Below are 23,462 nucleotides of genomic sequence, written 5' to 3'. Positions count from 1 at the left end.
GTAAATAGGGGAAAAGGTGGCAGAAATTAAACCAAGAAAATAAGAAATAAAGTCTGCTCATCCCAACAAAACACCGCAGCAATATGAATAAAATGCGCTTTTTTGATACTCACACACATTTAGACTATCTTTCCCAAGATCTCAATCTTTCCGTTTCGCAATTAGTTGAACATGCAAAAGCACAACAGGTTGAGCGAATCCTTGTGGTTGCAATTTTTGCAAATAATTTTGACAAAGTGACCGCTTGTAGTCGGGCGGAACCTGAGCATATTGTCTACGGGCTGGGGTTGCATCCCCTTTATATTGCAGAGCATCACCTTGTACATTTGGACTTACTTGAAACGCAATTAAGCCGGCAAGATTCCCATTGTACCGCCATTGCCGAAATCGGTTTGGAACGAGCGGTCGATGGTGTTTGTACTCCCGAACTTTGGCGCAAACAATGTGAATTTTTAGAGGCGCAATTAGCGTTCGCCAAGCGGTATGATTTGCCGGTCAATTTACATTCCCGTAAAAGTCACGATCAACTTTTTACCTTTTTGAAAAAAGCCCGACTATCTCAAACCGGTGTGGTACACGGTTTTGCCGGAAGTTATGAGCAAGCCAAACGTTTTGTCGATCTCGGGTATAAAATCGGTGTAGGCGGCACTATTACTTATCAACGAGCAAATAAAACCCGAGAAACAATGCGCAAGTTGCCTTTGGACAGCCTGTTACTTGAAACCGATGCTCCCGATATGCCCGTATTAGGTTTTCAAGGAGAGCCCAACCGCCCTGAACGGTTAAACGTTAGCTTCCGAGCATTATGCGCCCTCCGAACCGAAAGCCCTGAGCAGATAGCTGAAACGATTTGGCAAACAAGCGAAAAGCTGTTTTGGCTACGCTCTCGCTAATGTCCAAACCTGAATTTCTTTAACGTCTTGTTTCAGCAATTCGGCGCAAATGGCATTCAGCGTTGAGCCGGTTGTTACGACATCGTCAACAATCGCTATGCGTTGATAAGTTTGAGCGGGACAATACGTAAACGCACCTTTAAGATTCCGTTTCCTCTCTTTGGCGGTTAATTCCCGTTGTGGTGTTGTTGCTTTTTTCCGTTGCAGACTTCGGCAATCCAGCGGAATCGCCAACCAACGGGAAAGATGGCGGGCGATCAACTCCGCTTGATTGTAACCTCGATGCCAATAACGTTGCCAAAATAACGGGACGGGCATGATCACCTCAGGGAGTGTTAAAAAATGTTCCCGCCGGGCATTTCGGACAGCGAGTAGCAGCAAGCGGGCAAGCGGCTTATCCAACCAGTATTGCCGTTGGAACTTGAATTGATGGATCCAGTCTGCAAGCGGTGAGTTATAGGCTGAAATTTGCACAATACGGTGCCACTTCGGTTCATTGCGCAGGCAGTTGCCGCAGCTGTTGTGATAGCTTAATAAGCTTGAACCGCAATGTCCGCAATAAGGCGTTTTGTCAAGCAGGCGGTAGCAGCGGCAGCAAAAACCGTGTGAGCTGACAGTTAGCGGCATCTGACAATGAAAGCAGCGAAATCCCCAATTTTTCATCTTATCTCCTCATTCTTGATTTTTATTAAACTCTAGCAAGTTTCTTGCCATGATTCGGCGGAATTTTTGTGACAGTGATCGAAAAAAGAGTAAAATCTCGAATTCACAATAAGGAGAATTTATGAAAACAATTCAACATCCGATTAAAGTGGTTTTCTTTGATATTGATGAGACGCTTTATTACAAAAAAGAACAACGTATTCCGTCATCGATTATGCAACACGTAATTCCTCGACTCAAAGCCAAAGGGATTATTCCGGCGATTGCAACGGGTCGTACCTACGGGGCATTTCCGAAAGCGTTAAAACCGTTGATGAATGAAAACGGCTTTGAGCTGTTTGTGACGACGAACGGTCAATATAATTTGTATAAAGGAGAGGTTATTAGCCATTATCCGCTTTCAACGGAGCGTATTGAGCGCATACTTGCGCATTTGAAAGCATTACACATCGAATACGCTTTCGTTTCCGCCGATGAAATTGCGGTCTCTAAAAATACTGTAGAGGTTAAAGAATCTCTCACACCGATTAAAGAAGATTATATTGTCGACCCGGACTATTATTTATCGCATTCGGTAATTCAATTATTGGCTTTTTTTCCTCAAGAACGAACCCAAGAGGTTGTTGAGGCCGGTGTACTCGGCGACGATTTAAAAGAAGTACGCTGGCATAAATATTCGGTGGATTTGCTGAATAAACATAATTCGAAGGCACGCGGTATTCAAGATGTTTTGCATTATTTTGGATTCGGCATTGAAAATGCGATGGCATTCGGTGACGGATTAAATGATTTGGAGATGTTGTCAGCAGTCGGATTCGGTGTGGCGATGGGAAATGCCGAACCCGAATTGAAAACCGTAGCGGACTATGTGACGCTACCGATCGAACAAGACGGCATTTTGGATGCGTTGCAAAAGTTGAATGTAATTTAACTTGAAGATATAGAGGTAAGAAGTGTAAGCTTCTGCCATTTGAACATAATATAAAAGCTATCTTTTTTAAGTTTAAGCTAGTCTTCGTTTTGATAAGAGCAGGTAACATGAACTATAAACGATTCTTTTCTGTAAGTGCTTTAGTATTCTCTATCTCCGCTACCGCCAATCAAGAACAGAAAATGATTGCCGAGCGGTTAAATGACCAACGTATTCAAACTGAAAATACGGTAACGCAAATTCCTCCGGCAGCATCCCCGAAAAAAGCTGCTCCGCCTTCAGCACAAGAAAAGGCTAAATCGATTTCCATGACAAAAGAGGAGTTGGCTAAACACCCCGATTTGGTCGTTCGCGCTTTAATTCCCGCCGTGCTGCAAGGTAATGCCGAGACGGTCGAGTTGCTTTATCCGATATACCAAAAAATCCCGACTCAATATCATGATGCCGTTTTAACGAAGTGGGCTGAAGCGATATTAGCCAAAAAAGCCGGAAATTATTCGCAATCGGTGAAATTGTATCGTGAAATTATGGCGAAAAATGCCAATATTCCGCAGGCTCGTTTTCAATTGGCAGTAGGGTTGTTTGAAAATAATGAATTGGAAGCGGCGGAAGATCAATTTAAAAAATTACGCTCGGATACCAAAATTGCGGAAGAGCAGGAATTAATGGATAAATTTTTAAGCGCCATTGCTCGTCGGGATCGCTGGACTTTCCACGCCGGTTTAACCTATTTAAATGATCCGAATATTAATAATGCACCTAAAGCCGGTACGCGTTACGGTAACTGGATCGGACCGAAACGCGAATCGGCGGAAGGTGTCGGGTTTAACCTTGGTATCGGTAAAAAATGGTCTTGGGGAGACGGCTTTTTCAATGAGCTTCGTCTCAACGGTAATGGAAAATATTATTGGGATAATGAAAAGTTTAACGAGGTCACCGGACGCGGCAGCGTCGGTATCGGTTTCCAAAACGCGACCTTTTCCGTCGCATTGTTACCGTTTATGGAGCAGACATTATATGCTGGCGGAACGCGGCTCAGCGATACGCTCAGACGTTTTTCGAAAGCGGGCGGTGCAACCCTTGAAACCAATTATTGGTTAACGCCGAAATGGCAGTTGAGCGGTAATTACGAATATGCCGAGCAACGTTACACGAACCGTAAGCATTTAAACGGAAATTATCACTTTGTTTCAGCCGGTATTGCTTATTTGGCGAGTGCGCAGCAATATTGGTTCGTCAATTTGAATTACAACCGTACCGCAACGCGTGACAAAGACGATAGCTTTTTCCGCCGTGGTATTAACGTCGGTTGGGGACAAGAGTGGGGCAAAGGGCTGTCGACACGTTTTTCAATCAGTTTGGTGCAAAAACGCTATAAAGGACCGATGCCGATTTTTGGGATTACACAGCGTAACAAAGAGTATGGCTTTCAAGCCTCGATATGGCACAGAGCGCTACACTGGAAGGATATTACCCCGCGTTTGACCTATCACTTTACCCGCACGCGGAGCAATCATGTATTTTACAGTTATGATAAACATCGCATATTCGTCGAGTTCACCAAACAATTTTAATATTTAGTGAGCATACAAGCGGTGCGTTTTAGTCGGAATTTTGCCGAAAACAGACCGCTTGTCATGAAGCAACGTTAGCCGTTACGCTTGCGTTCAATATTGCTCAACAAGACCTGAATCGCCGGTTCGGCAAAAATGGCTTCTGTCGTGGTACTGAGCTTTCTGCGCCAATTCGGATATTCAGAGCTGGTTCCCGGAATATTGACCGGTTCAAGCATATTCAGCCAATCCTCCGGTTGGGTGCCGAATAACACGCTGTTGGTATCCGCCACATACAATTGCAATTGATGGTTAAACGTTTGGCTGATTTCATCGCTGTCCGCTTCCAACGTCTGTCCCGCTGCTTCAATTGCCTGACGGAACGCTGCTTTGCACTCGGTGCGATTTTGTTTCAGATAAGCTAAGGTTTCCGCATTCGGGTAAACGTTATATTTCTCCCCTAAAGCAAAATCGTATTCTTGCCAATAGCCTTTTACCGTCGGTAAATCGTGGGTACTTAAGGTCGTCATCGCCCGATACGGATACTCGGCAAGCGGCTTACTCTCTCCATCTTTGAATTCAAAATAGAAAATGTTATAAGCCAACACGCCTCTTGCTTCAAGCGTTTCCAAAATACCTTCCGGTACGGTGCCCAGCGCTTCGGCAATAATTAAACATTGATGTCGTTGGCTTTCCAATGCCAAAATCCCCAATAAATCCTCCAACGGATAACGGATATAAACGCCTTCCACCGCCGGTCGGTCATTCAATACCCACCACAAGCGGGTTAAGCCCAACACATGATCAATACGTAACGCCCCGCAATCTTTCATATTGGCACGTAACAAATCGATAAACGGCTGATAGCCGCGCTGTTGCAGCACATTCGGATGCATCGGCGGCAATCCCCAATTCTGCCCCTGCGGTGCCAACATGTCCGCCGGTGCGCCGATAGATGCGCCCATTACATACAACTCTTTATCCGCCCAAGTTTCCGCACCGTTATTTGCTACACCGACGGCTAAATCACGATAGAAACCGACCGGCATACCTAATGCTTTCGCCAATTGATTACAGACACTTAATTGTTGTTGGGCGACAAACTGCATCCACATGTAAAAACGGATTAAATCATGTTGCTCCGTTTGAAATTCCGCCACACAAGCGGTGCGATAGTCATGATATTTTGCATCCCAACTACTCCATCCCCACTGTTCGCTAAATTGGGAAGAGAGCCATTGGTGTAACGCATCAAATGTGCCTTGAATTTTTAATGATTCCCCGCTTTGTGCAATAAATGCCTCGAATTCGCGTTGATCGTACTGCTTAAACTGTTCATAAGCCAAACGCAAGCCGTGTAATTTCAATCCGATGATTTGCGAGTAATCGACAAAATCTTTACGTCTGGCTTCCACCAACTGTTTCTGTACGTCATCGGACTGAAACCATGCTTGAGCCTCTTTACTTTGCTTAAACGCCTCCACGGCATTCACGTCAATGTACACGATATTTTGCCATAAACGGGAAGACGGGCTATACGGGCTGGCACTTTCCGGATTTGCAGGGAACAACGAGTGAATCGGATTTAAACCGACAAAATCGCCGCCTTTTTCCGCAAGACGGGTTAAGAATTGCTGTAAATCCGTAAAATCACCTACGCCCCAGTTTTGTTCGGAACGCAATGTGTAAAGTTGTAAAATCGCACCCCATAATTTTTTGCCTTGTTGCAGTTCGGCGGGTTGATACGCCGTTTCAGGCGTGACGATAATACGGCACGTATCTTGTTGAAATTGAAGTTGATGATAGCCGAGCGGTAAATCTCCCGGCAGATAGATATGATTGTCGCAGACATTCCCGTTCAATGTTTGACCGTCTTCCAATGTCAACACCCAATCCGCCTGCGAAAAACCGTGTTCAAACAGCGGTAACGCTATAGTTTCATGTTGTTTGACGACTTTTACATAGGGGAGAAACGTTTGACGCTTCGGTGCCCCCAGCATACTCGCAACCGCTGTGTGCGTTTCAAACCACGGATTAAATCCGTCATAAAAATAGTCGTTCGGGTCAAAATCGATATGGTGCATAGTGGTATCCTTAAAAACAAGAAAGATTGGGGCGAATCATAAGCGAAATCCGCCGATAATTCTTGCGATTTTTGTTTTTTCTTTAAAAAAACAGGCAACCTTTGGGGTTGCCCGAATCAATACGTAAAACGTCGAACGGATCCGACCGCTTGTCAGCGCTATTTTTGATAAATATACACGCCCTGATACGGCTTCAGCACCACGCCGCCCGCTTGCTGTGCCAGCTCCGCATAGTTATTCAACAACACATTGCCTTGCGGAGTCAAGTTAATCGACTGTGTTTCCGCACTTAAATTGGCAATGACCGTCAAAGTTTCCGTCGCCGTTTGACGCTGATATGCCCAAACGGACGGATGTTGTGGCAATAAGTCCTGATAATCGCCGTCGGTCAGCACGGCTAACTTTTTGCGTAAGGCAATCAAGGTTTGATAGGTATAGAACACCGAATTTTTATCCGCAAGCGCTTGTTCTACGTTGATTTCATGGTAATTGCGCGCTACGTCAATCCAAGGCGTGCCTGTGGAGAAACCGGCATTGTTCGAACCGTCCCACTGTACCGGCGTGCGTGAATTGTCACGGGATTTTTGCGCAAGGATTTTGATAATCAGTTCTTCACTCACGCCTTTTTCTTTCAGCTCTGCATAAGCGTTTAAGCTTTCCACATCACGATATTCTTCAATGGTCGCAAAATTCGGGTTGGTCATCCCGATCTCTTCTCCTTGATAAATATACGGCGTGCCTTGCATGCCGTGTAGCAACATCGCTAACATTTTTGCGGACGTGGTGCGAAGTTCGCCTTCATCGCCAAAACGGGAAACGATACGCGGTTGGTCGTGATTGCACCAAAACAACGCATTCCATGCTTTGTTATGCATACCCTGTTGCCAGTAGTTAAAGATTGACTTTAATTCTACATAATCAGGCGCCGCATAAGTCCATTTTTCACCGTTCGGATAATCCACTTTTAAATGGTGGAAATTGAAGGTCATCGACAATTCCAAACCGTTCAAATTGGCGTATTGTTGGCAATGTTCCAATTTGGTGGACGACATTTCGCCTACGGTCATTAAGCCGTATGGCGTTAAGGCGTTTTGGTTAAGCATTTGTAAGTATTGATGAATTTTCGGGCCGTCCGTATAAAAACGGCGTCCATCACCTTCAAAATCGTCTTCAAATTTTTCCGGTTTGGAAATCAAATTCACCACGTCTAAACGCAAGCCGTCAATGCCTTTTTCCGCCCAGAATTTACAAATCTCAAATAATTCTGACCGCAGTTTTGGGTTTTCCCAGTTTAAATCTGCTTGTTCAGGGGCGAACAGATGCAAGTAGTATTTTTGGGCTTTGTCCGACCATTTCCACGCCGAACCGCCGAATTTGGATTTCCAGTTGGTCGGTTGTTCTTGCCAAATGTAGTAGTCGTGGTATGGGCTGTTTGGATCTTCGCCTTGCTTAAACCATTCGTGGAAGGTAGAACTGTGGTTGAACACCATATCCATCACAATACGGATATTGCGTTTGTGTGCCTCGGCAATCAGTTGCTCAAAATCCGCCATCGTGCCGTAACTTGGGTCAATATTGCGGTAATCGGCAATGTCGTAGCCGTTGTCAATTTGTGGCGACACGTACATCGGCGTAATCCAAATGCCGTCAATGCCAAGAGTTTGTAAGTAATCAAGACGTTTGATAATCCCTTGAATATCGCCCGTGCCGTTCCCTGTCGTATCTTGGAATGATTTTGGGTAGATTTGGTAAATTACCCCGTTTTGCCACCAGTTTTTGTTGTTCATTTTTATATTACCTTTTCATCTAAAGAGGGTAAGAACACCTACTCTACGCAACAAGCTCAATCAAGTTTCCTTCACTGTCTAAAATACAACTTTCATAATGCCCATCACCTGTTGTTCTTGGTCCACTGAAGACTTGATAACCATCATTTCTTAATCGTTCGGTCAGAGCATCTACTTTTTCTTTTGAGCCTAATTGCATCGCAAAATGGATTAAGCCTGTTCTAAATACATGTTTTTCCATATCTTGAAGCTCAGGGCGTGTCATAATTTCTAAGCGAGCTCCACCTTCAAAAGTTAAGAAATAAGTCATTAAATTTGTGCGTGGATTGTGATACTTTTCATTTGGCACAGCGTTAAAGTATTTAACAAAGAATTCTTTGCTTTTTTCTAAATCCTGTACATAGATTGCAATATGTTCTAATTTCATTGTTTTTTCCTTATATCAGAGTTTTATCATAATTTAGGTGGGCAAGTGTGCCCCCCACGCTATTATTCCACTTCGCCCTTCAACGCTTTGCGTTTGTACACCACCATTGTTAATGCAATCGGTACGATGATTGCCACTAACATTGCCACCGCAAAGGTTGCCCAGAATTGGTGTTGGATCGATAAAATACCCGGTAAACCACCTACGCCGATACTGCCGGCTAACACGCCGCTGAAACCGCAGATTAACGCCGCACAAGCAGAACCGATCATTGCACATAACATTGGGAAACGGTATTTTAAGTTGATCCCGTACATCGCTGGTTCGGTTACGCCGAGGTAGGCGGATAATGCCGCTGGCAATGCCACTTCACGCACGGTCATTTTTTTCGTCATCATAAAGACTGCCACTACTGCAGAGGCTTGAGCGATATTCGATAAAGCGATTAAAGGCCAAACCGGTGTGCCGCCCATACTTTGGATCATTTGCATATCAATGGCGAGCGAGGTTTGGTGAACGCCTGTTACCACTAATGGTGCATATAAGAAACCGAATAATGCCGCCCCGATTGGTGCAAATTCGCCTGTCATTGCTGCTTTCACCACATAAGCTACGCCGTTGCCGATTTCACGACCGATAGGGCCGATAACCGTATGGGCTAGGAAAACCGCTAAAATAATGGAAACCACAGGAACGATGATTAAATTTAAGAAATCAGGCACGATTTTTGTCATAAAACGTTCGATGTACGAAAGCGTTAAACCTGCCATAATTGCTGGGATAACCTGTGCTTGATAGCCCACTTTTTCAATGGCGAACCAACCGAAATCCCACGTTTCAGGCAGTTGAGAGCCTAATCCATATGAGTTCATTAGCTGTGGCGAAACTAAGGTAATCCCGAGCACGATACCTAAAATTGGCGAAGTGCCCATTTTACGTGCAATCGACCAACAAATGCCCACCGGTAAGAAATGGAAAATCGCCTCACCGATAAGCCACAAGAACGAATGCATACTTGCCCAGAACGCACTGATTTCTACCAGCGTTTTGGTGCCGTCTTCAAACATTTTGATGTCGCCAATCACATTGCGGAAACCTAAAATCAAACCACCGCTGATCAAGGCCGGCAACAACGGAATGAAAATATCCGCCATATGGGAAATCGCACTTTCATACCATTTTTGGTTTTGACGTGCAGCGGCTTTGACTTGCTCTTTGTCTACGCTTGCCAAGCCGGTTTTTTCCAATAACAGCTTGTAATAGTCGCCGACTTCTTGCCCGATCACCACTTGATATTGACCGCCGGTAGAGAAATTCGCTTTCACCATAGGCAGCTCTTCAATCGCCTTGGCATTGATTTTGCTTTCGTCGTTTAACACGAAGCGTAAACGGGTGATACAGTGCGTAACGGTCGCAATATTGTCGCGACCACCGATATATTCCACAAGTTTGTCGATATTTTGCGGATCGATTTTTTGTTTAGCCATAATAAGTCCTAATTCAGGGTGATAAAAATTGGGCGAATTATAGAATTCAGCTAAAAATACGCAATGGGAACGTTCCCATTTTGTGATCAGGATCACAAAATTTGCTGAAATAAAAACAAGCGGTGCGTTTTAGCCAAAAATTTTCAAAATTTCGTTGAAAACAGGCCGCTTGTTATTTCGTCCTTTGCCATTTCCGACTAGCTAAACCGAGTGTTTTGCTGTAAACTATGCTCCCGTCCTAATGGTATCAACCATTCTCGATTTCAATTTCAATCTCGATAATCAATCACACAAGGCATATACAATGGCAACGAATTATATTTTCGTGACGGGCGGCGTTGTTTCTTCTTTAGGGAAAGGCATTGCGGCGGCGTCTTTAGCATCCATTCTTGAAGCGCGTGGCTTGGATGTCACCATCATGAAGCTCGATCCTTATATCAATGTCGACCCCGGTACGATGAGCCCGACGCAACACGGTGAAGTGTTCGTCACTCAAGACGGGGCGGAAACCGACTTGGACTTAGGGCACTATGAGCGTTTTATCCGTACCAAAATGACCAAAGCCAACAACTTTACCAGCGGTAAGATTTATTCGGAAGTCTTGCGTAAAGAGCGTCGCGGCGATTATTTAGGTGCGACGATCCAAGTGATTCCGCATATTACCAACGAAATTAAAGCCCGTGTTATCGAAGGCGGTAAAGACCATGACGTAGCGATCGTCGAAGTCGGCGGCACGGTCGGTGACATTGAATCATTGCCGTTCTTGGAAGCGTTACGCCAATTAGCGGTTGATGTGGGTCGTGAAAAAACCTTATTTATGCATTTAACCTTGGTGCCGTATATTCCGACTGCAGGTGAAGTGAAAACCAAACCGACACAACATTCGGTGAAAGAATTACTCTCTATCGGTATTCAACCGGATGTGTTGATCTGCCGTTCGGATCGGATGATTCCGGCGAATGAACGTGCGAAAATCGCATTATTCTGTAACGTGCCTGAACGCGCGGTTATTTCGCTTAAAGACGTGGATTCCATTTACCGTATTCCGGCATTATTGAAATCGCAAGGGTTGGATGATTTCGTTTGTGATCGCTTCCGCTTAACTTGCAAAGAAGCGGATTTGTCCGAGTGGGAACAAGTGCTTTATCAACAAGCAAACCCGACCGGCGAAGTGACTATCGGTATGGTCGGTAAATATGTGGAATTGCCGGATGCCTATAAATCGGTCAATGAAGCCTTAAAACATGCAGGATTGAAAAATCGTTTAACCGTGAATATCAAGTATATCGATTCTCAAGATGTGGAAACCAAGGGTGTGGAAGTGTTGCAAGGCGTTGATGCCATTCTAGTGCCGGGTGGCTTCGGTTATCGCGGCGTAGAAGGTAAAATACGCACCGCACAATATGCGCGTGAGAATAATATTCCATACTTAGGCATTTGTTTAGGGATGCAAATTGCGTTAATCGAATATGCTCGTAATGTGGCGGGGATGAACGGGGCGAATTCCACCGAGTTTGATAAAGATTCGGCATATCCTGTAGTGGGGCTCATCACCGAATGGCAAGATGCACAAGGGAATGTTGAAATGCGTTCGGATGAATCGGATCTCGGCGGTACCATGCGTTTGGGCGCACAGGCTTGCCATTTGATTGATGGTACCAAAGCGCGCGAAGTATATGGCTCGGAAACGATTTTTGAACGTCACCGTCACCGCTATGAAGTCAACAACACGCTTCTTCCGCAGATTGAAGCGGCAGGTTTGAAAGTGAGCGGATTATCGGCAGACCGTAAATTAGTGGAAATCATCGAAGTGCCGAATCATCCGTGGTTTATCGCGGCGCAATTCCATCCGGAATTTACCTCAACCCCGCGCGACGGTCATCCGTTATTCGAAGGCTTTGTTAAAGCGGCGAAAGATCATCAGGATAAATCGCTATAATCGAAGTGCATAAAGCCTTACACTGAGAGTGTAAGGCTTTGTTTTTTGATTAATCGAAAACATGTTTGATTTTTTCGGCAAGTTCATCAAATTTTTGTTTAATGCCGGTTTTGAATTCTTCCAGCTTGTGATCTTCTTCTTCAGCCCGTTTTGCCGCCAATTTTTCTTCCGCCTGTATTGCCAGTGCAACCTGTACTTCAATGGCGTTTTCCAGCTCTTGTTTAACGACTGCGGCATCCCAGCGCAACAGTTGTACGTGATATTGTTCAAACAAACGGTTTAAAATTCGTTCATCCGTTTCTTGAACCAGCGCCAAGACCGCAACATCACCGTCTAGCAATTTTTTGGCAACGGTTTCAATAATCATCGCTTCTCTTAAGGATTCCGGTGACTCTGCGCCACTACCGACCAATGCGCCGAAAGAACCGCCGATCAACATACCGAGCGGACCGCCGATGGTGCCGATTAACCCGCCGATAATTCCACCGGTCAACATACCGTTTTCACTCATATCAATCGGATCGAACACATCCACAATCGTGATGGCACCTTGTTCTTTTTTCACTAACGCAGCTTGAGCAATCAGTGTCTCTTCACTCTGTTTAAATTCTTTAAATTCCGCAAAAGCTTGATAAGCTTCATTCGGCATTTCAAATAAACTGACGATGACATTTTGCATAGTATGCTCCTTCTCTTAGATTAAAGTATTACACCTGTAGTCAGTGGCGATAATCGGCATAGCATTTCTGTCGGGTTAGGGATGGTATGAAAATCCGTATGGAAAGCGACATCAATATGCTATGCTTCGGAACACTCGGTAAAACCTAAATTAAGAGGCATCATGATTCAGCCGTATTCTTTCAAACATCAAGCCTTGACGACACTCGTGACGGTGGCTTGCATTATTATCTATGGACTCGAGTATATCGGTTTTCAAGATCAAATTTTTGAATTATTTCACTATCCTTTTTACCTGGATCAAGATTTCGAGCTTTGGCGCTATATCAGCCATACCTTAGTTCATCTATCGGAGATGCACATTTTGTTTAATCTGCTCTGGTGGTGGCAATTTGCGTCTCTTGTCGAACGCTTTTTAGGCACGGGTAAACTGGTAGCCATTTTTCTGGTGGCGGGAACATTCAGCGGCATGGCGCAAAATATGATGTCGGGGCCGAATTTTTTCGGCTTATCCGGCGTCGTTTATGCCGTATTGGCCTATGTTTTTGCACTAAACCGTTTCACCCGTCCAAGCCCGCTGTATTTACCCGACAGCTTTTTATATTCACTCTTAATTGGTATCGGCATAGGTTTTATCAGCCCGCTATTCGGCGTGCATATGGGCAATACCGCGCATATTAGCGGCTTGTTAATCGGTTTGGTTTGGGGATTTATCGATGCCAAACGTTATGGCGCTGTCAGATAAGCGAACAAGCGGTCTGTTTCGGCGGATAATTTGCAAAAAAATTACCGAAACGGACCGCTTGTCGGTAATAAATCGGTAGTGATAAAAAATAAGCATTTCCGCGAGTTTATCTTTTCGTTACAATTCGAACTAAATTCTGTATGGAGGTAAGTATAATGAAAAAAACAATTTTTGCCGTGATGATCGGCTTTGTGAGTATGGCGACTTCTGCCCAGCAAGAAGCGCAGCAAGTGCCGCAGGTGATCACGGAAGAGAGCGGATTTAAAGCCGGTGTGTTGGCGGATAAACTGGACAGCCCGTGGGATATGGTGTGGGGCACCGACGGTAATATTTGGGTGACGGAGCGTCAGGGCAAACATATTTCTACCGTCAACCCGAACAGTGGTGAACGTAAGGTGCTGTATACCTTCGAACAAGCGTTTGTCGCTCCGCCGCACCAAGGGCTTCTCGGCATCGCGTTACATCCGAATTTCTTAAAAGAGAAAAAAGAAGACTATGTTTATGCTTACTATACGTATTCGGTCGGCGGTGAAAAATCCGAATTCGGTCGCATTGTTCGTTTAACTTATAATGCACAAACTCAAACATTGGGTGAGGAGATCACCATATTGGACAAACTTCCTGCAGGAGATGATCATAATGCCGGTCGTTTAATTTTCGGCAAAGACGGTAAACTTTATCTTTCATTGGGCGATAACGGCTACAACCAGTTTGCCAACAGTTGTAAAGCGATTTTGTCTCAAGATATTCCGAAAGTGGAAGATATTGCCAAAGCGGATTACACCGATTATCGCGGTAAAATCATTCGTTTGAATTTAGACGGTTCGATTCCGGAAGATAACCCACGGATTAACGGAGTGAAAAGCCATGTCTATGCGTACGGATTCCGTAATCCGCAGGGATTGGTATTTGTCGGAGACAAACTATTTAATGTCGACCAAGGTCCGGGCACGGATGATGAAGTCAATCTCATTGAAGCGGGCGCCAATTACGGTTGGCCGTTTATCGCCGGTTTCCAAGACAATCAGGCATATCGTTACGTAAATTATGCTCAAGTTGAGAATTGTGATAAAGCGCCGATGTATGACGGGACAACGACTCCCGCCGGCGTAAATGCACCGGTGCAAAAAGAAACCGATGTGGATTTGGATAATTTTAAAGAACCATTAAAAACCTTCTTTACCGTGCCGAACAATTACAACTTTAACGATCCGAAATGTAAAGGTGATTATATTTGTTGGCCGACGGTGGCGACAACCAGTATTGCGTATTACCCGAAAGACGGCAAAATCAAGAGTTTCCAAAATTCCCTATTAGTGACCGGCGTGAAAACCGGCACATTATACCGTTTACCGCTTAATGCCGATGCGAATCAGGTTCAAGGTGAAGTGATTACCCATTTCCGCAGCGATAACCGTTATCGCATGGTGTTGGTCAGCCCTGACAGCAGTAAAATTTATATTGCGACCGATAGTGCTGGTTATATTATGGGAAAAGACAGCCAACCGACCAAAGAAATGGCAAATCAAGGTGCGATTTTAGTGTTTGAAGCGAAGTAATTTCGTATAAAAAACCGCGGTTTTTTATGACAAGCGGTCAGTTTGCGCCAATAATTTGCAAAAATACGTAGGGATACACGTCGTGTATCCCTATGCTTTATTCGGCGAGCTCGGTTTGTTCATGCACCATAAATTCTTGCGCGACATCATCCAATAAACTTAAATAGCGTTCATATTGTTTGAGGATATCGGCAATCAATTCATCTTTTGACATATATTGCACATCATAGCCTTTTCGTCCGTCAAAGAAGTATGTGTGCGGTTCATAGGTGCTGGCATGTTGAATATGCGGTAAGTGCTCATCTTGAATTAATTGCTCGGGAACGTCACGACTGACGGATTTGATCCCGTACATAAAATCCCGCATCGATTCTTTTTTAATCACGATTTCCACCGCCGGTACGCTATCCGTTAGTTTTGACATTACGTCAACGTTCAAATTGTAACCGTCGACAAGCTCTTGCTGCAACTCCCGCATTGCCGGTAAAGCGGTTTTCTTTAGAAATTTCAGCAGGTCTTTTGCTTGCGTTTGACTTAACATTTGCTCCAAACGATCCCGCCAATTTTCGCCCGACCAAAAAATACTGGTCGGTGTGACTTTGGCGGAAAAATATTTTTTATCAACGGCAAGCCCTTTCCATAAACCGAAACACATGATTAACATCAGCACGGCAAACGGTAATGCCACGATAAGCGTCATGGTTTGTAAGGTTGCCAATCCGCCCGAAGCCAACAAGATGACGGCAACAACGGACATTAACACGCCCCACATGACGGCTTGCCAACGCGGCGACGATAAACTTTTATCCCGAGAGGCAATGTTATTCAGCACATAAATACCGGAATCGGCGGACGTAATAAAAAAGAGCGCAATCACGCAGAGTGTGGCAATACTGGTGATGGTTGGTAGCGGCAGGTAAGTTAAAAATTTAAACAGCAGTTTTTCCGGTGAAGAAACCAATTCGTGTAATGCACCGCCGGCAAGATGAGTATCTATCCAAATGGCGCTGTTGCCGAATACGGTAAACCATAAAATACAAAACAGGCTGGGAATCGCTAAGACACCGAAAATAAATTCACGGATGGTTCTACCCCGTGAAATACGGGCGATAAATAAACCGACAAACGGCGCCCAAGAACACCACCACGCCCAGTAAAGTACCGTCCAGCCGGTAAACCAGCCGGTATTTTGCGTTTCATAGGCGTAGGTTTTAAAACTGAGTCCGACGACATTGCTGAGATAGGTGCCTAAATTATCGTTGAAGGACGTCAAAATATAGAGTGTCGGTCCGGCAATCAACACAAAAAGCAGCAATAAGAATGCCAAACTGAGATTGATTTCACTGAGTAATTTTACTCCTTTACCCACGCCGGAAATTGCCGATGTAACGGCTAAGCCCATGACAATAGCGATGATGATGACTTGAACGGACAAATTGTTTTCGGACAACCAGCCGAGTTGTTCCAGTCCCGCACCTAATTGGGTCGCGCCAAAGCCGAGTGTGGTGATAATACCGAACAAGGTTGCGATTAACGCCATAATATCGACGGCATCACCGAGTTTACCGTTAATTCGCTCTTTCAAGATTGGATAGAAACAAGAGCGTAATGCTAAGGGTAATTTATAGCGAAAAGCGAAATAGGCTAAGGCGAGTGCAATCACACCATAGACGGACCACGCGTGAATGCCCCAGTGGAAGAAGGTGTGTAGCAACGCTTCCTGCTGTTTTTGTTCCAAACTGCCGGTCGTAATCGAGGAAAAATAGTGGGTTAAGGGTTCGGCAACCCCAAAAAACATTAAGCCGACTCCCATCCCTGCGGCAAATAGCATGGCAAGCCAAGAGAGAAACGAGAATTCGGGCTCCTCGTCATTCGTGCCTAATTTAATGTTGCCTAAATTACTGACGGATAAGAGCAACAGAAAACCGAGGAATACGGAAAATGCCAAGATATAAAACCAGCTGAAATTGGCAAAAATACCGGATTTCATCCAATCTAAAAAGGATTGGGTTTGTGAGGGCAGAATTAAGCTGAAAAGAATCAGTAACACGACAAATGTCAACGTTACGGTAATGATGAACGGGTTAAATGATGAATGTTGTCGAATCAATTTTGTTAAAGACAAAACAATACTACTCCTATGTATACGATTATATTTTTTGTTGGTATTTCACTGCGCGGGATGTCAGTGAACCCAATGAAGTTGAAACCGAATCCGATTCAATGATTTCAACGAAAATGGCGGTGCAGACACACCGAAGATAGATAATTGCCGAACAAATAAACGGCAATTGCTTAAAAAGTAGATTGATTATGGCACAAAGTTATTATTAGGTCAAAATTAATTCTTTTTTGTTATATGTTAACGTGTTATACGGAGGAAACAAGCGGTCGGAACGAGCGGATAATTTGCAAAAAAATCGTCGAAACGGACCGCTTGTATTCGGTTACTCTACCCATTGAACGACTTCGTCAATCGGTTTGCGATATTTGGATTTAATCTCCTTTGCCCGATAGCCGAAAGTCACCATGACCGACACGCCCCACTCGTGAGGATCAAACAACCCTTCTTCCGCTAAAATATGATTGACTTGTGCATAATTAAAGCCTTCAATCGGGCAACTATCGATGCCGATGAGTGCCGCGCCGGTCATCATATTTGCCAATGCAATATAGGTTTGCTTGCTTGTCCAGTCGAATAAGGCGCGTTCATTTTCTAAAATCTCCATATCGTCGCGCTGAAATTGTTGATACATCGCCAATGTTTTATCCATTTGCTCCTCCGTTAATCCGCGTTTTTCAAGGGAGGTACGGAAAAATGTCGAATCATAACGGGCATTTTTCTTTGCGAGGATCACCACCAAATAACTGGCATCATCAATTTGTGTTGCCATTCCCCAACTCACGGGTTTGAGCTTTTGGCGGATTTCAGGTTGTTGAATGACGAGGAATTTCCACGGTTCGGAGCCGACGGAGCTTGGTGAGAGGCGGGCAAGTTCTAATAGATATTCCATATCTTCACGGCTGACTTTGCGCGTCGTATCATAACGGCGTGTTGCTGCACGAAATGTAAAGGCATCAAGAACTTGTTGTTTGGAAATCGACGACATACTATTCTCCTCAATATAAAAAAGATGGACTTATTATACGTCTAAAAACGATCGGTGAATTTTAACCGGATCATGTTTGTGATGAAAAAAGCCGCTTATATTGCATAATATAAACGGCTTTTAGTCATGGAGAAAATTATTCTTCGGCAGGGAATTGTTCTTCTAATTTATCTTGTAACGCATTCCATACATTGTCGGTTTCTTGTAATTTAGAGGTTGCTGCCGTTAATTTTTCATTTGCTTCAGGAGATGGTTTTTTAATGACATCGGCTGCGGCAACCAGTGATTCGCCTTGTGCATTTACACTTTCTTTATATTTGGATATTAATTCACTAACTTCAGGGCTTTTGATTTCAAGGGCATCCAAACTTTTTAAAATATCCGCTACTTTGCTGTTATAGGTGCTAACCAATTCATTTAATTTATCTTCTGACGGCATTGAAGCAAATGGAGTGCTAGCTTCGTCAAAAGCGGCATCAATTGCTTCACTGTTTTGTTCTTCCCACGTAGTGAATTTTTTTAATTCTTCCGCTTGTTGTGAGGCAGCAAATGTTGCTGCGGAAAAAAATGAAAGCGTAGCAATAAGAGCGATTTTTAATGTGTTTTTCATGACATCTCCTTAAAAAGATTAGAGTAAAAAAATAATATAAATGGATTGCAAATAATGAGTTAATTTGAAATCGTTTTATCCTAAAAAAATAATTTAATTACGTCAATGTTATTATTGTTATTAAATTTAAAGTTGTTTTTTATGTATATTAAGTTTGTCATTTTTTGTAATGTTTTAAAGTTGCTAAATATGTATTTAATTTAGCATGTGATAAACCTTATTTAATTTTCGACATGAAAAATAAGTCGATCAAAAAAGTAAGATTTGTGTCAATTTATTATTTGTGGGTAAAAATAAAATTAGACGATTGTTGTATTGCCATTTCCATTCTTTAAACGCAGCCATGCTCACTTTTATATCTGATATTTACTTTTATCTCCAATATCAAAATGCAGTGGCATCTTCCATTTCTGAATAGAAAGAAACAGCAGTAATACACCGCAAATTCCGCTTAAGATGAGCGTTGGTAGATGCCATGCTAATACCCAACTGAACCATAGTACTGCCAATAACAGCGGCTGGAAATTTAAGCCAAAGACCCGAAAGCAGAAATATTCTTTATAGCTTAGTCCGCCAAGTACGAAAAAGACCGCACCTATTGCTAATTCAGTCAAACCGAAGATGTGACAAAGTAAGCCGATCCACATGGCAGATTGAAACAAATAGCGAAATTGCTTTAAGTATAAATGCAATGAAGAAGCGAGCATTGTGCCTGCAATCAACAAACCAAGTTGGGCGATATCCGTATAAAACGGAAATAGCCCAAGCATTATCGTTGCTAGCACGAAACCTGAACGATATAGGATAACCGTCACATAATCCCAAACGTCCATCGGCGATTGAATATGCGGATCTGCCATCTTATAGTCCTGCTAAATTCACTAAGTCTTGTTCGCTCAACACTTTCACGCCTAACTCTTGGGCTTTTGCCAGTTTCGAGCCTGCCTTTTCCCCTGCTATCAAATAGTCCGTTTTACTTGATACACTGCCTGACACTTTACAACCGAGTTGTTGTAATAAGGCTTTTGCTTGATCACGGGTGAGCTGTGTTAATGTCCCTGTCAGTACCACCGTTTTATCTTTTAACGGGTTATCGGCAATCTCTTGTTGTACCACATCTTGCCACGTCACCCCTTGAGCAATCAAATCTTCCACCACTTCAACATTATGTGGTTCTTGCCAGAATTGGAATAGGCGGTTTGCCACCACTTCCCCAACATCTTGTACCTGTTTTAGTGTGTCTAAATCCGCTTGGCGAATCGCATCAAGCGTACCAAAGTGATTTGCGAGATTTTGTGCGGTAGATTCGCCCACATCTCGAATCCCCAAGGCAAATAAGAAACGAGCAAGGGTTGTATTTTTCGCCTTTTCGATACTTTGTAGTGCATTATTGGCGGATTTTTCTCCCATTCGATCTAAACGCATTAAGGTGGTGTGATCGAGTTTAAACAGATCTGCTGGGGTATGGATCAGCTCTCGTTCCATCAGTTGTTCAATCAGTTTTTCACCCACGCCGTCAATATCCATTGCTTTGCGTGAAACGAAATGCTTTAACGCCTCTTTACGTTGGGCTTCGCAGAATAATCCCCCTGTACAGCGAGCAACCGCTTCGCCATCGACACGCACCACAGCTGAATTACAAACAGGGCAAGCGGTTGGAAAAGCAATTTTTTTTGCATTGTCAGGACGACGTTCAGCCACAACGCCCACAATTTGTGGAATTACATCACCTGCTCGGCGAATAATCACCGTATCACCAATCGCAATGCCTAAACGCTCAATCTCATCACCGTTATGTAAGGTCGCATTGCTTACTGTTACCCCAGCTACAAAGACAGGTTCTAATTTTGCCACAGGGGTAATTGCCCCCGTTCTGCCCACCTGAAATTCGACATCGTTCAGAATCGTCATCTCTTCTTGTGCAGGGAATTTGTAAGCAATCGCCCAACGAGGTGCTTTTGAAATAAAGCCAAGCTGTTCTTGCAACGCAATATCATTGACTTTCAATACCGTGCCGTCAATGTCATAACCCAGAGAGCTACGTTTTGCTTGAATTTTTTGGTAGAAAGCACTCAGGGCTTGAGAACCTGTTGCCAATGTAATTTCAGCATTGACAGGAATCCCCAAGGTTTTTAACCACTGCAAGCGGTCAAAATGCGTCGTCGGGAGTTCATCATCGCTCTCATAAACCCCAATATTATAGGCATTCAACATTAACGGACGTTGGCTAGTAATTTTCGGATCAAGCTGACGCAGTGAACCTGCCGCCGCATTACGAGGGTTAGCAAAGGTTTTTTCACCTTTTGCCAGTGCTTTTTCATTTAATTGCTCAAAGCCTTGCTGTGGCATAAAAACTTCACCACGCACTTCTAAACGATGCGGTGGATTATTGCTTTTCAGTTTTAACGGAATGTTGCGAATTGTACGGATATTGGCGGTAATATCTTCCCCCGTTGTCCCGTCGCCACGGGTTGCGGCTTGAGTTAGCACACCATCAACATAAAGCATACTTACCGCCAAGCCATCAAGTTTCGGCTCACAACAAAATTCAATTTGATTACTGTTGATCGCAATACGATCTTCTATGCGACGTAAAAAGCTTTCCAGTTCTTCATCTGAAAAGGCATTGTCCAAAGAGAGCATCGGCATTTCATGAGTAATCTGAGCAAAGCCCTCTAACGGTTTTGCCCCAACGCGTTGGGTTGGTGAATCGGACGTGATGAATTCAGGATATTGCCATTCCAGATTTTTTAATTCATTCATCAAGCGGTCGTATTCCGCATCAGGTACAAGTGGATTATCTAAAACGTGGTAGTGGTATTCATATTCACGCAGTTTTTCACGCAAATGTTCAAGTTGAGCTTCAATAGAGTTTAGCATAGGTAAATTTCTCGATAAAAAAGACCGCTTGCAAGCGGTCAGATTTAATACATATTTTGCAAATTAGGATTTAACGCGCAATAAGTAATGTTGGCGTGCGGCATCATCGAAAATTTGATGTTGATCGTCCAGCACGAAACCGCCGACCGCTTGCGCAAAGCTTTCAACAGTACGAATCATCAAACGTAAGTTAACGGAATCATTACCGGCGGACGGTAAGTGCATAAAGAAGACTAAACCAACGGTGCTGAATTTGTCGATTTGGGTTAAATCAAAGACTCCCGGTTGCATCATATTGGCGACGCTGAATAAGACCGGGCTGGCGGCGTTATCCAAATGGCGGTGGAAAATTTGATATTCACCGTACTGGAAGCCTAATGTTTCCAACTGCTGAATTACGACATCGCCGCGGAATTGCTCTCCTTCCGGTGCAACCACATAAAGTGTGATGATATTCGTATCGGTAGACGGTGCTTCTTCGTGTTGCGGTGCTGTATCGGCGATTTCATCTTGGTGCGGCTCAACTTGACTCGGCTCTTTGTGACGACTCGGATCGTCATAAATGTCTGTTCGAGGTTGCTCGTTAACCGGTGACGGTGGTGATTGTTGTGCGAACAACGGTGTCGCCGGCGTCTCAGGTTGAGGTGCCGCAGGGCGTTCCGTAACAGTGTTTTCCATTTGCTGACCGGGTAAGCTGATCTTAATGTTTTTTACACTGTTTTGTACTTCTTGCTGCTGAGTTTGGGTGAAATCCGGTGCGTTTTGCTTCGGATTGAGTGACGATTGGGGATTAAGCCCTTGAGGATTCAACGACCGCGGCACAGTTTTGATCATATCATTATTAATCGGCGTGGAAGGCGGACGGGTTGAAAACGTATTGGAAAAAATACGTGATTTTTCACGACGAGCCGACCATATACTGAACCCGACTAAAATGGCAATCAGTAATCCTGCCAAAATAAAAAAAAGAATATAAGTTTCCATTTTGTCCTCTTTGCTCGAATAATCGTCAAAATTAAAATTTCATGCTTTGCGAAAAATGAGTGCATAGCTTACCATATTTCTTTCTAAATTTTGAACATTAAGGTTAAGGTGAATGATGTCTTCTCCGTTTTCATCTCCGGAAAAACAAGCCGGAGCAGGTTTCCACTATTTTATTTACGGCTGGCGTTTAATATTTCAGCGTCAGCTGATGCCGTTTATTGTCTTCCCGGTGATGATTAATACCGTATTGATGATTGGGCTTATCTGGCTGTTTTTTGCGAATATCGGTACGCTGTTGGAGGCATTTTTACCATCATGGTTGGAATGGTTAAGTTTTGTGCTGATTCCTTTGGTTTTCTTTCTGATTTTGGTGATTTTTTATTTCGCTTTTACGACGTTGGCGAACTTTATTGCCGCACCGTTTAATGCGTTATTGGCGGAAAAAGTGGAACAGCAGCTAACCGGTGAAAATCTGACGGAAATGAGTTTCGCCGCGATGTTAAAAGATGTGCCGAGGATGTTAAAACGGGAGTGGCAGAAAATGTGGTATAGCATTCCACGGTTAATTGCCTTGTTTTTATTAGGTTTTGTTCCGGTATTAGGGCAAACGGTGGTGCCTGTTTTAGCGTTTGTTTTCGGTGCATGGTTGATTGCGATACAGTACTGCGATTACCCGTTTGACAACCATAAGATTCAATTTCAACGCATGCGCAATGCATTGGCGCAATACCGCACGATGAATTTTACTTTTGGAACGTTGGTCAGTGTGTTTACGATGATTCCGTTCGTGAACCTTGTCGTCATGCCGGTAGCCGTTTGCGGTGCAACGGCAATGTGGGTAAAAGAGTATCGGGACTTCTTCTTGGGCAATCAAACAGGCGAATTTTCCGGTGCGGATTTCACGACAAAACGGGGAACGGCGGTGAGTTCGGAGACAAGAAGCGGTAATATTGTGCGGAAGTAAGCGGTCGGATTTGCCGAAAAATTTACAAAAATAACAATCCGCACGTAAAACGTGCGGTTTTTAGGCTACCCTATAAGGGCCTAGGACTTCACATGCCCCTCAAGAGGCATGTGAAAAACTGACAACCGCACAATAACTCTATGACTTACCCCTTAAAGGGGTCTACAT

At 43.9% G+C, this 23,462-nt stretch carries 19 protein-coding genes; 7 read left to right on the top strand and 12 right to left on the bottom strand.

From position 1 onward, the window contains the following. Window positions 1-92 precede the first annotated feature (92 nt). Entirely contained in the window at window positions 93-893 is an 801-nt protein-coding gene (locus tag ACEYKX_RS05325) for a TatD family hydrolase (protein WP_373767301.1), read from the top strand. Here ACEYKX_RS05325 and ACEYKX_RS05320 read toward each other — a convergent pair. Beyond that, window positions 879-1,556 carry a phosphoribosyltransferase family protein gene (locus ACEYKX_RS05320; RefSeq protein ID WP_373767300.1) on the bottom strand — a complete coding sequence of 226 codons (678 nt, stop codon included), beginning with the start codon at window positions 1,554-1,556 and terminating at the stop codon, window positions 879-881. The two genes, ACEYKX_RS05325 and ACEYKX_RS05320, sit on opposite strands and share 15 nt — an antisense overlap. Before the next feature lie 121 nt (window positions 1,557-1,677). Here ACEYKX_RS05320 and ACEYKX_RS05315 point away from each other — a divergent pair, with 121 nt between their 5' ends. After that, window positions 1,678-2,487, top strand: a complete 810-nt coding sequence (locus ACEYKX_RS05315; protein WP_373767299.1) for a Cof-type HAD-IIB family hydrolase — start codon at window positions 1,678-1,680, stop codon at window positions 2,485-2,487. A gap of 107 nt (window positions 2,488-2,594) precedes the next feature. After that, window positions 2,595-4,061 carry a surface lipoprotein assembly modifier gene (locus ACEYKX_RS05310; protein ID WP_373767298.1) on the top strand — a complete coding sequence of 489 codons (1,467 nt, stop codon included), beginning with the start codon at window positions 2,595-2,597 and terminating at the stop codon, window positions 4,059-4,061. A gap of 74 nt (window positions 4,062-4,135) precedes the next feature. Here the strand turns inward: ACEYKX_RS05310 and malQ are convergent, their stop codons facing one another. The 4 genes from malQ to treB all read right to left on the bottom strand — a co-directional run bounded on the left by malQ (window position 4,136) and on the right by treB (window position 9,825). Next, window positions 4,136-6,124: a 4-alpha-glucanotransferase gene (malQ, locus tag ACEYKX_RS05305; RefSeq protein WP_373767297.1), complete on the bottom strand. Its 1,989-nt coding sequence runs from the start codon at window positions 6,122-6,124 to the stop codon at window positions 4,136-4,138. 158 nt (window positions 6,125-6,282) lie between these two features. Further along, window positions 6,283-7,911, bottom strand: coding sequence for an alpha,alpha-phosphotrehalase (treC, locus tag ACEYKX_RS05300; protein ID WP_373767296.1), 1,629 nt, complete (start codon window positions 7,909-7,911; stop codon window positions 6,283-6,285). Between the two features lie 43 nt (window positions 7,912-7,954). After that, window positions 7,955-8,338 (bottom strand): VOC family protein, encoded by a 384-nt coding sequence (locus ACEYKX_RS05295; RefSeq protein ID WP_373767295.1) that lies wholly within the window; start codon window positions 8,336-8,338, stop codon window positions 7,955-7,957. A gap of 62 nt (window positions 8,339-8,400) precedes the next feature. Further along, entirely contained in the window at window positions 8,401-9,825 is a 1,425-nt protein-coding gene (gene treB, locus ACEYKX_RS05290) for a PTS trehalose transporter subunit IIBC (RefSeq protein ID WP_373767294.1), read from the bottom strand. A gap of 304 nt (window positions 9,826-10,129) precedes the next feature. Between treB and pyrG the strand changes: the two genes are divergently transcribed. Then, entirely contained in the window at window positions 10,130-11,764 is a 1,635-nt protein-coding gene (gene pyrG / locus ACEYKX_RS05285) for a glutamine hydrolyzing CTP synthase (RefSeq protein WP_373767293.1), read from the top strand. Window positions 11,765-11,813: 49 nt separating this feature from the next. On the opposite strand, the gene ACEYKX_RS05280 is transcribed toward pyrG, so the two are convergent. Then, a complete protein-coding gene (locus ACEYKX_RS05280; protein ID WP_373767292.1) occupies window positions 11,814-12,443 on the bottom strand; it encodes a DUF1269 domain-containing protein in 630 nt (209 codons plus the stop codon). Window positions 12,444-12,608: 165 nt separating this feature from the next. Here ACEYKX_RS05280 and ACEYKX_RS05275 point away from each other — a divergent pair, with 165 nt between their 5' ends. After that, window positions 12,609-13,187 carry a rhomboid family intramembrane serine protease gene (locus ACEYKX_RS05275; RefSeq protein ID WP_373767381.1) on the top strand — a complete coding sequence of 193 codons (579 nt, stop codon included), beginning with the start codon at window positions 12,609-12,611 and terminating at the stop codon, window positions 13,185-13,187. A 155-nt stretch (window positions 13,188-13,342) separates the two neighbouring features. After that, window positions 13,343-14,746: a glucose/sorbosone family PQQ-dependent dehydrogenase gene (locus ACEYKX_RS05270; RefSeq protein ID WP_373767291.1), complete on the top strand. Its 1,404-nt coding sequence runs from the start codon at window positions 13,343-13,345 to the stop codon at window positions 14,744-14,746. Between the two features lie 97 nt (window positions 14,747-14,843). Here ACEYKX_RS05270 and ACEYKX_RS05265 read toward each other — a convergent pair whose 3' ends face one another. From ACEYKX_RS05265 to zipA, 6 genes are all read right to left on the bottom strand, one after another. Beyond that, a complete protein-coding gene (locus ACEYKX_RS05265) occupies window positions 14,844-16,871 on the bottom strand; it encodes a BCCT family transporter (RefSeq protein WP_373767290.1) in 2,028 nt (675 codons plus the stop codon). 322 nt (window positions 16,872-17,193) lie between these two features. Next, on the bottom strand, window positions 17,194-17,856 hold the full coding sequence (locus tag ACEYKX_RS05260) for an NAD(P)H-dependent oxidoreductase (protein ID WP_373767289.1): 663 nt from the start codon (window positions 17,854-17,856) through the stop codon (window positions 17,194-17,196). Window positions 17,857-17,992: 136 nt separating this feature from the next. Further along, window positions 17,993-18,466 carry a preprotein translocase gene (locus ACEYKX_RS05255; RefSeq protein ID WP_373767288.1) on the bottom strand — a complete coding sequence of 158 codons (474 nt, stop codon included), beginning with the start codon at window positions 18,464-18,466 and terminating at the stop codon, window positions 17,993-17,995. 353 nt (window positions 18,467-18,819) lie between these two features. Further along, window positions 18,820-19,326, bottom strand: coding sequence for a DUF2301 domain-containing membrane protein (locus tag ACEYKX_RS05250; RefSeq protein WP_373767287.1), 507 nt, complete (start codon window positions 19,324-19,326; stop codon window positions 18,820-18,822). A 1-nt stretch (window position 19,327) separates the two neighbouring features. Then, window positions 19,328-21,346 (bottom strand): NAD-dependent DNA ligase LigA, encoded by a 2,019-nt coding sequence (gene ligA / locus ACEYKX_RS05245; RefSeq protein ID WP_373767286.1) that lies wholly within the window; start codon window positions 21,344-21,346, stop codon window positions 19,328-19,330. 63 nt (window positions 21,347-21,409) lie between these two features. After that, the gene (zipA, locus tag ACEYKX_RS05240) at window positions 21,410-22,330 is read right to left on the bottom strand and encodes a cell division protein ZipA (RefSeq protein ID WP_373767285.1); all 921 of its coding nucleotides are present in this window, start codon (window positions 22,328-22,330) and stop codon (window positions 21,410-21,412) included. 115 nt (window positions 22,331-22,445) lie between these two features. Between zipA and cysZ the strand changes: the two genes are divergently transcribed. Then, a complete protein-coding gene (gene cysZ, locus ACEYKX_RS05235) occupies window positions 22,446-23,294 on the top strand; it encodes a sulfate transporter CysZ (protein ID WP_373767380.1) in 849 nt (282 codons plus the stop codon). Window positions 23,295-23,462: the final 168 nt, after the last annotated feature.

It is taken from the genome of Glaesserella sp. (genome assembly GCF_041817755.1).
Lineage (GTDB): Bacteria > Pseudomonadota > Gammaproteobacteria > Enterobacterales > Pasteurellaceae > Glaesserella.
This window is presented reverse-complemented; position numbering and strand designations above follow the sequence as displayed.